We start from the raw sequence: 2,637 nt of genomic DNA on the forward strand, positions 1-2,637 counted from the left end.
CTTGTGTCAGGTAGTGTTGTGAGTTCTGGCGGGTGCTCTCCCGGCCGGCGGCCGGGTGGCCCGCCGCCCCGCCGCCGCCGCCCCCCCCACCGCGGAGAGCACCAGGCCCCGCAGGTCCGCCAACCGGGCTTCGAGGTGCCCGGCCAAGCCGTCGACGTCCGTCGCGGCCCAGTCGTCCGGCAGGAAGCAGGTCTCGTCCAGCAGCAGGGTGATGACGTCCACCCCGTCGAACGGGTCGGTGGCCAGCGTCAGCTCGAACATCCCGTACGGGCCGGGCGCCAGGTCCGGCAGGATGCCCGCCGAGACCAGGCTCGCCCGCAGGATCTGCTCGTAGGAGCCGATCGTGCAGGTCGCCAGGACGGCCACGCGCAGCGGCCTCAAGCCCTCGGCGTCCTCCAGGCGTGCCAACACCTTGCCCGCCTTGCGCAGCACGAGCGGATCCGACACGAGCGCCAGCCGCGTCAGGTCCTCGGGTGACGGCGCGCGCCCCCCGGCCACGGCCGCGCGCAGCGACTCCAGCAAGTCCGGCCGGTCGCTCATCAGATCCGCACCAGCGTGCAGTACCAGCGCATGCCGATGGAGATCCCGCACAGCGCCACGACGTCGCCGGGCTTCACGTCGCCGCGCTCGATGTGCTCGCCGAGGCAGAACAGCTGGTCGGCCGCGCCCATGTGGCCGTGGCTGAGCGAGAGCTCGGCGTTGGTGTGCTCGACCGTGACGCCGAACGGCTCCGCGACCTCCTCGATCGTGTCGGTGGAGTCGTTGATGTAGATGACGTGCTTGAGGTCGTCGCGGGTCAGGTCCGCGCGGCGCAGCGCGTTGTCGATGGTGTCGGTGATGCGCTGGTTCAGCGTCGCGACGAACTCGCGCAGCTTCGCCGGGTTCTTGTCGAAGTGCGCCTGGATGCGGGCGTGCCCGGGAGGCGCGTCCTTGGCCGTCCAGCCGTCGAACGGGAGCGGGTTGGCCGCGCCGCCGACCTCCGTGCGGAAGAAGTCCGACAGGTCCGGGTCCACGAACTGGTCCGTGGCCAGCCACTTGACGCCCTCGTGGCCGCGCTTGAGGACCGCGGCCACCGCGCCGTCGCTGTGCACGGCGTTGTTGACGTTCATCCGGTTGCGGTGGAACTCGCTGACCCGGTTGACCGCGATGAACAGCACCGTCCGCAGCTCCGGCTGGAGCGCGAGCTGACCGGCGACGTAGCCGAGGCCCGTGACGCCGCACGCGCAGCCCTCGGTGAGCAGCATCGTCTGGGTCGTGCCCTCGACCTTGAGCCGGCGCGCGACGGCGGCCGACGTGTCCCAGTGGTGGTAGTCCGGCACCTCGGAGGCGGCCACCACGACGAGGTCGACGTCGTTGGGGGCGAGGCCGAGGCGGTCCAGCGCGTCCTGCCCGGCGAGCGTGGCCAGGTCGGTCGCGGTCACGCCGTCCGGTGCGCGGTGGAACGTGTGGTAGCCCCAGCGGACGACGCGTTCGGGGTCGCCCACGTAGTCACCGGCCGTCTGCGCGACGTCCTGGTCCTCGCCGGTGGCGTACCCGAAGCCCGCGACTCCGAAATCCACGAGCTGGCTGGCCATGAGCACTCCTGTCCTGTGACTGCTTTTCGGCACGATGAAGGCCCGCCCGGCGCAATTCGCGCCAGGCCGGGACAAATTGGTGAGAGAAGTGGTGGAATGTGCGTCGCAGACGTCCCCCCTGACGTCTGCGACGTCCTGACGTGCGTGGATGGTGCGGTGAAAGCAATCCTGGTGCGACGAGCCCAGTCAGTCGGATTGCGCGGTGAGTGGCTCACCGTCTCCGTTAATTATTTACCGCCGGCGGGCCGGAAGCAATATTCAGAGACCGCTTTTCGGCGGTGAGCTGATCGGGTTTTCCGATGGCTGCGATAAGCCACGGCGTGCGGTGGCGTACTGCACGAGCTCCACGAGCACGCCGGCGGGCTTGGGCGCGTACAGGTACTGCACCGCCATGCCCTCCCGCGCCCCCCGGCACGGTTCCGCGTCCACGAGCGCGAAACCGTTGGCGCGCAAGCGGTACGCCTCGGCGCCGAGGTCGTCCACTTCGAACGCGAGGTGGTAGAGCCCCGGTCCGCGCGCGAGCCGCCCGGCCACCGTCGAGTCCTCCCGCACCGGCGCGACCACCTCCACGGCCGGGGCCGCGAGGTCCGCGCCCACCTGCCAGAAGTCGCACGAGACGCCGTAGTCGCCGGCGACCCCGCTGTCCGCTTTGGACAGTCCGAGCACGGCGAGCAGCGCGCCCACCCCCTCGGCGTCCGCGGTGAGCAGGCCGACGTGGTCGATGCCGAGGATCACGACGCCACCAGCTCCGCCGCCGCGCGCCGGCTCGCCGCCAGCACGGTCTTCGCCGCGCCGCCACTGCCGCCGGTGAACGTGGACACCCCGCCGCCCGCGTCGACCAGGCGCAACCCGCCCGTTGAGCGGTAGCAGTCGAACGACGCCACCACGCGTTCCGCCACGACCTCGCCGCCCTCGACGCCGAACCGCCGTCGGGCCGTGTCGAGCACCCGCGCGGCCAGGTCGTGGTCGGGCGTCACCCCGTCGGGGTCGACGTCCCAGCGGTCGCTCCCCATGCCCAGCAGGAACGCACCGTCCCGGTCCGGCCGGCCGTACAGGCCGGACC

Annotated in this window: 4 protein-coding genes; all 4 read right to left on the reverse strand. The window is 71.6% G+C overall.

Features of this window, described 5'->3' with window-relative positions; all coding sequences use genetic code 11:
* Nucleotides 1-6 precede the first annotated feature (6 nt).
* Nucleotides 7-540, reverse strand: coding sequence for a hypothetical protein (locus AB0G02_RS34735; protein ID WP_360803023.1), 534 nt, complete (start codon nt 538-540; stop codon nt 7-9).
* On the reverse strand, nt 540-1,574 hold the full coding sequence (locus AB0G02_RS34740) for a 3-oxoacyl-[acyl-carrier-protein] synthase III C-terminal domain-containing protein (RefSeq protein ID WP_360803026.1): 1,035 nt from the start codon (nt 1,572-1,574) through the stop codon (nt 540-542). The genes AB0G02_RS34735 and AB0G02_RS34740 overlap by 1 nt, the downstream gene beginning before the upstream one ends.
* A 258-nt stretch (nt 1,575-1,832) precedes the next feature.
* Nucleotides 1,833-2,309 (reverse strand): VOC family protein, encoded by a 477-nt coding sequence (locus tag AB0G02_RS34745; protein WP_360803029.1) that lies wholly within the window; start codon nt 2,307-2,309, stop codon nt 1,833-1,835.
* The coding region (locus AB0G02_RS34750; RefSeq protein ID WP_360803032.1) for a hypothetical protein at nt 2,306-2,637 on the reverse strand (332 nt) is incomplete at its 5' end. The genes AB0G02_RS34750 and AB0G02_RS34745, both read right to left, overlap by 4 nt.

Origin of the sequence: Actinosynnema sp. NPDC023658, from assembly GCF_040639995.1 — a bacterium.
Classification (GTDB): domain Bacteria; phylum Actinomycetota; class Actinomycetes; order Mycobacteriales; family Pseudonocardiaceae; genus Actinosynnema.

Bases quoted from the DNA above. Each gene is read 5' to 3' on its own strand.
- AB0G02_RS34735 (WP_360803023.1), bottom strand. From the start codon at position 540: ATGAGCGACCGGCCGGACTTGCTGGAGTCGCTGCGCGCGGCCGTGGCC.
- AB0G02_RS34740 (WP_360803026.1), bottom strand. From the start codon at position 1,574: ATGGCCAGCCAGCTCGTGGATTTCGGAGTCGCGGGCTTCGGGTACGCC.